Source organism: Nonomuraea sp. NPDC050227, from assembly GCF_044459705.1.
GTDB lineage: Bacteria > Actinomycetota > Actinomycetes > Streptosporangiales > Streptosporangiaceae > Nonomuraea.
Map to the genome: position 1 here is coordinate 252,323 of NZ_JBITJF010000018.1, position 7,358 is coordinate 259,680.

Genomic DNA, 7,358 nt, shown 5'->3' on the forward strand with positions numbered 1-7,358 from the left:
GACGGCTACAGCAGCCCGGCGGCGGCCAGCAGCTTGCCGACCCGGCCGGTCTCGTCGTCGTTCAGCGGGATCTGCGGCAGCGCGGTGAGCGGGCAGTCGATGACGCCCCGCAGGTGCAGGGCGGCCTTGAACGCGCCCAGCCCCGCCGAGCTGCCGCCCATGCGGCCCGCGCCGACCCGGACGATCTCGAACAGCCTGACCAGGCGTTCCTGCTCGGCCCTGGCCGCCGCCCAGTCGCCGCGGGTGGCGGCCCGGTACAGCTCGGCGTACCCATGGGGGTCCACGTTGCCGAGGCCGGGCACGACGCCGTCGGCGCCCATCCACAGCGCGGAGTCCACGGTCACCTCCGACCCGGTGAGCACGCTGAACGGCGCCCGGCGGCCCAGGATGACCTGGCGCAGCCCGCCGTCGTCGCCGCTGGAGTCCTTGACCCCGGCGAGCGCGCCCTCGGCGGCCAGGTCGAGCAGCAGATCGGCGCTCAGCTTGGTGTGCACGCTGACCGGCAGGTCGTAGGCGTAGACCGGCAGGCCGCTGCGGGCGGCGATCGTCCGGAAGTGGGTGCGGATCTCCTCGGGATGGGTGCGCGTGTAGAACGGCGCGGTCGCCACCAGCCCGGACGCCCCCGCCGCCGCCGCGACGCGGGCGTGTTCGAGCACCCGCGGCGTGGTCATGTCGATCACCCCGGCCAGCACCGGCACCTGGCCGCCGACGTGCCCGACGACCGTGTCCAGTACCACCCGCCGCTGGGCGTCGGTCAGGTAGGCCACCTCCGAGGAGGAGCCGAGCACGAACAGCGCGTCCACCCCGCCCTCCAGCAGGTGGTCCACCAGCCGGGTCAGGGAGGCGGCGTCCACCTCGTGGCCGGGGGTGAACGGGGTGCAGACCGGGGGGATCACGCCGGTCACCGTCGCGGCCCCGGCGACATCGGGATCTGTCATGAGTGCTCCTGGATCAGCTCTAGGTCGGTGGCTCCGGCCGCCACCGGGTGGTGGCAGTGGAAGAGGTGGTCGTCCCCGGCCCGCGTGGCGGCTGGCATCTCGGCCGCGCACAGGTCGTCGGCCCGCCAGCACCGGGTGCGGAACGGGCAGCCGCTCGGCGGCCTGGTGGCCGACGGCACCGCGCCGACCAGCGGGATCGGGGTGATGGGCGAGATCAGCCCGGGGGTGGCCGAGAACAGCGCCCGCGTGTACGGATGCCTGGCCCGCCCCGGCACCGACCGCGCGGGCGTCTGCTCGACGATCCTGCCCAGGTACATGGTGACCACGCGGTCGCTCATCCGGCGCACGGTCTGGATGTCGTGCGAGATGAACACCATCGCCAGCCCGAGCCGGTCCTTGAGGTCGAGCAGCAGGTTGAGGATCTGGGCGCGGACCGACACGTCCAGGGCGCTGGTGGGCTCGTCGGCGACGACCAGCCGCGGTTCGAGCGCGAGCGCCCTGGCCACGGCCACCCGCTGCCGCTGACCGCCGGAGAGCTGGCCGGGCAGCGCGCCGGCGACGCCGGCGGGCAGGCCGACCAGGTCCAGCAGCTCGCGCACGCGGGCCTCGCGCTCGCCGGGGGTGCCCCGGCGGTGCACGTCGAGCGGGTCGCGCAGGATCCGCCCGACCGGCAGCCGCCGGTTGAGCGCCGTGGACGGGTCCTGGAAGATCAGCCCGACGCCGCCGCCGACGAGCGCGCGCCGCTCGTCCTGCTTCAGCGTCCACAGGTCGCGGCCGTTCAGGCGCACGTTCCCCGCGGTCGGCCGCTGCAGCCCGACCAGCACCTTGGCCAGCGTGGACTTCCCGCAGCCCGACTCGCCCACGATCCCGACGGTCTCGCCGGGCGCGACGGTCAGCGAGGCGGCGGTCAGGGCGTGCACGCGGTCCCGCGCGAACAGCCCTCCCGAGCGGGCCTTGTGCACGACGTGCACGTCGTTCAGCTCAAGCACGTGTCTCACTCCCTGCGAGTTCGACCGCCGGGTGGTGGCAGGCCACCGCGTGCCGCCTGGCCTGTCCTGCCAGTACCGGGGTCTGCGTACGGCACACGCCGGTGGCCATCGGGCACCGGTCGGCGAACCTGCATCCGGCCGGGAAGTCGGCGGGCGCGGGCACCACGCCGGGGATCTGGGTCAGCCGCTCGGCCCCCGACTCCAGCGACAACACCGAGCCGAGCAGCCCCCGCGCGTAGTGGTGGGCGGGCTCGCCGACCAGGGCGGCGGTGGCGCCGGTCTCGACGATCTGGCCGCCGTACATGACGACGACGCGGTCGGTGACGTCGGCGACCAGGGCCAGGTCGTGCGAGACCAGGATCAGCGCGAACCCCAGCTCCTCGCGCAGCCGCAGCAGCAGCTCGATGACCTGCGCCTGGACGGTCACGTCGAGCGCGGTCGTCGGCTCGTCGGCGACGATCAGCTTGGGGTCGCGGGAGAGCGCCATCGCGATCAGCACCCGTTGCCGCTGGCCGCCCGACAGCTCGTGCGGATAGGCGGACAGGGTGCGACGGGCGTCGAGGCCGACGAGTTCCAGCAGCTCGGCCGGGGTACGCCGGCCGCCCCTGCGGGTGAGCTGCCTGAGCTGGGCCCTGATGGTCATGGCCGGGTTGAGCGAGGACAGCGCGTCCTGGTAGATCATCGCCATCTCGTGGCCGAGCAGGCGGCGGCGGGCCCGGCGCGGCAGCGCGAGCAGCTCCTTCTGGTCGAAGCGCACGTGGCCGCCGACCCGGGCCTGGCGCGGTTGCAGGCCCATGACGGTCAGGGCGGTCAGCGACTTGCCGCAGCCGGACTCGCCGACCAGGCCGACGACCTCGCCGGGCCAGACCTCGAAGCCGACGCCGTCCACGATGTCCACGCCGCGGTCGAAGCCGATTCGCAGGCGTTCGACGCTGAGGATCGGCTGTCCTTGCGGCAGCGGGCGGGCGCGTCCGGCCAGCCGGCGGGCGGCCTCGGCCAGGCCGGGCAGCTCGACGACCTGGCCGGCGCCGGGGGCGGCCTGCTCGTAGGCGTCGTCCTTCCTGGGGGCGGCCCTGCGTACCGGGGCGGCCCAGGCGTCGGAGATGCCCTCGGACAGGATGTTCAGGGCCAGCACGGTGAGCAGGATCAGCAGGCCGGGGAAGACCGTGGCCCACCAGCCGCCGAGCAGCACCAGGTTCTTGCCGTCGGCGATGACGCTGCCCCACGACGGGTTCGGCGGCCGTACGCCGGCGCCGATGAACGACAGCGACGCCTCGAACACGATCGCGTCGGCCACCATCACCGTGCAGAACACCAGCACGGGCGCCGCGCAGTTGACCGCGACGTGCCTGAGCACGATGTACGGCGTGCGCGCGCCGATGACGCGCTCGGCCGCCACGTAGTCCTCGCCGTACTGGGCGATCACGTTGGCCCGCACGACCCTGGCCACGGACGGCATGTAGAGGAAGGCCATGGCCATGACCAGCACCGGGATGCTGCCGCCGAACACCGCGACCAGCACGGCGGCCAGCGCGATGCCGGGGAAGGCCATGATCACGTCGAGCACCCGCATGACGGTCTCGTCCACCGCCCGGCGCGAGGTGGCCGCGACCGCGCCGACGACCGCCCCGGCGACCAGGGCGAGGCCGGTGGCGCCGAGGCCGATGATCAGCGACCAGCGGGCGCCGTACAGGAGCCGGGACAGGATGTCGCGGTTGGCACTGTCCAGGCCCATCCAGTGCGCGGCCGACGGGCCGCCGCCGGCGGCCTCCTGGAAGTACGGCGAGTGCGGCGCGAACAGCGGCGCGAACAGGGCGGCCAGCACGACCAGGACGACGACGGCGACCGCCGGCCACGACGCCGCGGGCAGCCGCCGGAAGGCGACGCCGGGCCTGGACAGGCGTTCGGCGAGTCCGCTTCTCATCAGGCGGCACTCCTCAGGCGGGGGTTGACCAGCAGGTAGAGGATGTCGACGACCAGGTTGACCACCATGAAGCCGATCGCGATGGTGAGCACGACGCCCTGCACCACGGCCGGGTCGCCGTCGCGCACCGCGTTGATCATGAGCTGGCCCATGCCGGGCAGGCCGTAGATCGTCTCGATGACCACCGTGCCGCCGATCAGATAGCCGATGCGCAGGCCGAGCACGGTCAGCGGGTTGATCAGCGCGTTGCGCAGCACGTTGCGGCCGACCACGACGATCATCGGCAGGCCGCTGCCGATCGCGGTGCGCACGTAGTCCCGGTCCAGCTCCTCGACCATCGACGTGCGGATGATGCGGGTGAGCTGGGCGGCGATCGGCAGCGACAACGACAGCGCGGGCAGCGTCATCGACTGCAGCCAGCCGGTGAGGGAGTCGGCGGGGTTGATGTAGCCGCCGGTCGGGAACAGCCCCTCGCCGACCGCCAGCCACTGGATCATCAGCAGCGCCAGCCAGAACGCCGGAGCCGCCACGCCGACCAGCGACACGACCCGGATCGCCTGGTCGGGCCAGCGGTCGCGGAACAGCGCCGCGGTCACGCCGAACACCAGCGAGAGCACGATCGCCACGGCCAGGCCGAGGAACGTGAGCTGCAGGGTCAGCGGCAGCGCGGTCGTCACCGACTCGACGACCGGCTTCTTGGTGAGCACGCTGGTGCCCATGTCGCCCTGGGCGAGGTCGGCGACGAAGCGCACGTACCGCAGCGGCAGCGGGTCCAGCAGGCCGTTCTCCTCCTGGAAACGGTGGATCTGCTCCGCCGTGGGGTTCGCGCCCTGGAAGTAGGCGTACTCGGGCTTGACGCCCGAGAAGCGCATCACGACGAACACGAACGCGACCACGCCCAGGACCAGCGGGATCAGGATGAGGAGCCGCCGCAGCAGCATCCTGAGTACGAGCGTCATGTCCTCTTGGCCTGCAGCAGGTTGATGCCGGGGTACGGCTGGGCGCGGATGCCGGAGAGCTTCTTCGGGTCCCAGGCGGTCATCAGCTCGTTGTGGACGACGGGATAGAGCACGGCCTGCTCGGCGACCAGGTCCAGATATTTGTGGATCTGCTCGCTCTTCTTGGCCTTGTCCGTCTCCTTGCCGGCCGCGTCCATCATGGCGAACAGCTTCTCGGCGTCCTTGCTGCCGTCCCAGTGGCTGTACTTCATCCACAGGCCGCCGGGCACGTAGTTGTAGTGCAGGATCAGGTCGGCGTCCATGCCGAACTGGTTGGGGTTCGAGGCCGCCGCGACCACCTGGTAGTCCTGGAACTGGTCCATCTTGGTGAACAGCGCGGCCGTGTCCTGCGGCTCCAGCGTGGTCTTGATCCCGACCGCCTCCCAGGAGGCGGCGATGGTGGGCAGGCAGTCGGCGATCCAGCTCACGTTGACGGCCATGAGGTTGACCGTCAGGTTCGTCACGCCCGCCTCCTTCAGCAGCGCCCTGGCCTTGTCGGGGTCGTAGTCGTAGACGACCGAGGCGCGCCGGTGGTCGGGGTGGCCCTCGTTGAGGAAGGAGCTGGAGGCCGTGCCGTGGCCCTTGAGCGCCACGTCGATCATCTTCTGCTTGTCGATGGCGTAGTGCAGCGCCTGGCGGACGCGTACGTCGTCGAAGGGCTTGGCGGCGGTGTTGAACATCAGGAACATGTGGTTCATGCCCTTGCCGCCCTCGACCGTGAGGCCCTGCTGCTTGAGCTGGTCGACGTTGGCGTACGGGATGTTGTCGGCGATCTGCGCCTCGGCCGAGCCGCCGGAGATCTTGGCCACCCGGGCGGAGGCGTCCACGATGGTCAGCCAGTTCATCTTCTTGACGGTGGCCGGGCGGGGGCCGTTGTAGCCGTCGAACGCCTCGAAGGAGGTGTTGGATTTGGGGTTGTGCGCCGCCTGCTTGTACGGCCCGGAGCCGACCGCCATGCCGCTCTTGGCCTTGTCCCACGCGCCTGCCTGGCTGAACACGTGCTTCGGCATGATCTTGGCGATGGTCAGCCGGGGCGCCGCGTCGGGGAAGGGGAACTTCAGGACCAGTTCCACGGTCCGGTCGTCCACCTTCTTCACCTCCTGGAGCCAGGGCTTGAAGAAGTTGCCGGTCAGCACGTTGTCGGGGCCGAGGATGCGCTCGAAGGTGAAGACCACGTCGTCGGCGGTGACCGGCTGCCCGTCGTGCCACTTGGCGCCCTCGCGCAGGGCGAACGTCCACGACGTGGCGTTGGCGTCGGCGGGCAGCGCCGTCGCCAGGGCCGGGTACGGCTCCCGGGTGACCGGGTCGGTGTCGAGCAGCCCTTCGTAGACGTGGCTGATCCCGGCCATCGCGAACGCCGACGCGGTCTGCGTCGGGTCCCAGCTCTGGTCGTTGCCGTAGCCGATGACGGCGGTGATCAGGTCTTTGTTCGATCCGGCGCCGACCGAGCCGGTCGAGGCCGGGCCTCCGGAACAGGCGGAGAGGGTGGCCGCGATGAACGCCGCCGCACCCGTGGCCCCGCTGTAGCGCAGGAAGTCACGGCGGCTGAACTCAGAGCTCACGGATGCCTCCTGGGGGGAACAGGTAGAACGTAGGACATCCCATGTCCTATCTTGTGCGTAACGTGGACGCTAAACGCCAGAGCGTCTTGAGGTCAACAGAGGATTTCCGGAATGTTACCTACGATGAAAGGAAGCTTCATGGCCGCAGTCCCGCGTCCGGCACGTCCCAGCCGGGCCGTCGAGGCCCAGGAGGGCGTCAAAGACCTGATCGTCAGGCGCGGGCTGGTCGCGGGCGACCCGCTGCCCACGGAGTCGGAGCTCATGGAGGAGCTCCAGGTCAGCCGCAACTCCGTCCGGGAGGCGCTGAAGGCTCTGCAGGCGGTCGGCATCGTGGACATCCGCCACGGCTTCGGCATGTTCGTGGGCCGGATGTCGCTGTCCGGGCTGGTGGACGAGCTGGCCTTCCACAGCCGCATCACCCTGCAGAACGGCCGCAACCACCTGGCGCACCTCATCGAGATCCGCGAGATCCTGGAGAGCGGGCTCGTCCAGCGGCTCATCGACCTCGGCCCGGAGGCCGACCTCGCCCCGGTGGCCGACGTCATGGCCCGCATGGACCACGAGTCGCAGGTCGGCGAGGTCTCCCCCGAGACCGACCGGCTCTTCCACGACCTGCTCTACCGGCCGCTCGGCAACCCGCTGGTCAGCCAGCTCCTCGGCGCGTTCTGGGACGTCTACCACCAGCTCCGCGACCACCTCGGCGCCCCCGACGAGCCACCAGGCGACGTGGCCAGGCGGCACCGCGACATCTACGCCGCGGTGCTGGCCGGCGACCGGGCCGCCGCGGTGTCGGCCGTGTACGCGCACTTCGACGGCGTGCGCAACCGGCTGGCCCGGCTGGGGGGCTAGTCCCAATGCCGGGAAGTTAAGGGCTTTGGGCTGCTGTCAACTGGTGTTCGGTGAGGATGTTGATGGTGGTGCTCGCGCGGTGGTTGGTGCGGTCGACG

6 protein-coding genes are annotated in these 7,358 nt (G+C 71.2%); 1 reads left to right on the forward strand and 5 read right to left on the reverse strand.

What is annotated here, in order from left to right; all coding sequences use genetic code 11:
• Positions 1–5: 5 nt before the first annotated feature.
• The 5 genes from ACIBK9_RS49275 to ACIBK9_RS49295 are packed head-to-tail and all read right to left on the reverse strand — an operon-like array spanning position 6 to position 6,411.
• On the reverse strand, positions 6–938 hold the full coding sequence (locus tag ACIBK9_RS49275) for a dihydrodipicolinate synthase family protein (RefSeq protein WP_397166147.1): 933 nt from the start codon (positions 936–938) through the stop codon (positions 6–8).
• Entirely contained in the window at positions 935–1,927 is a 993-nt protein-coding gene (locus tag ACIBK9_RS49280; protein WP_397166148.1) for an oligopeptide/dipeptide ABC transporter ATP-binding protein, read from the reverse strand. The genes ACIBK9_RS49275 and ACIBK9_RS49280 overlap by 4 nt, the downstream gene beginning before the upstream one ends.
• Positions 1,920–3,851, reverse strand: coding sequence for a dipeptide/oligopeptide/nickel ABC transporter permease/ATP-binding protein (locus ACIBK9_RS49285; protein ID WP_397166150.1), 1,932 nt, complete (start codon positions 3,849–3,851; stop codon positions 1,920–1,922). The genes ACIBK9_RS49280 and ACIBK9_RS49285 overlap by 8 nt, the downstream gene beginning before the upstream one ends.
• Complete coding sequence (locus ACIBK9_RS49290) at positions 3,851–4,810, reverse strand: ABC transporter permease (RefSeq protein ID WP_357996617.1); 960 nt, start codon at positions 4,808–4,810, stop codon at positions 3,851–3,853. The genes ACIBK9_RS49285 and ACIBK9_RS49290 overlap by 1 nt, the downstream gene beginning before the upstream one ends.
• Positions 4,807–6,411, reverse strand: coding sequence for an ABC transporter substrate-binding protein (locus tag ACIBK9_RS49295; protein WP_397166151.1), 1,605 nt, complete (start codon positions 6,409–6,411; stop codon positions 4,807–4,809). Before ACIBK9_RS49295 ends, ACIBK9_RS49290 begins: the two co-directional genes overlap by 4 nt.
• A gap of 138 nt (positions 6,412–6,549) precedes the next feature.
• On the opposite strand from ACIBK9_RS49295, the gene ACIBK9_RS49300 reads away from it, so the two are divergent.
• Positions 6,550–7,260: a FadR/GntR family transcriptional regulator gene (locus tag ACIBK9_RS49300; protein WP_387670911.1), complete on the forward strand. Its 711-nt coding sequence runs from the start codon at positions 6,550–6,552 to the stop codon at positions 7,258–7,260.
• Positions 7,261–7,358 lie beyond the last annotated feature (98 nt).

Excerpts from the sequence above, each read along its gene's own strand:
- ACIBK9_RS49285 (WP_397166150.1), bottom strand. The coding sequence starts at position 3,851 with ATGAGAAGCGGACTCGCCGAACGCCTGTCCAGGCCCGGCGTCGCCTTC.
- ACIBK9_RS49275 (WP_397166147.1), bottom strand. The coding sequence starts at position 938 with ATGACAGATCCCGATGTCGCCGGGGCCGCGACGGTGACCGGCGTGATC.
- ACIBK9_RS49290 (WP_357996617.1), bottom strand. The coding sequence starts at position 4,810 with ATGACGCTCGTACTCAGGATGCTGCTGCGGCGGCTCCTCATCCTGATC.
- ACIBK9_RS49300 (WP_387670911.1), top strand. The coding sequence starts at position 6,550 with ATGGCCGCAGTCCCGCGTCCGGCACGTCCCAGCCGGGCCGTCGAGGCC.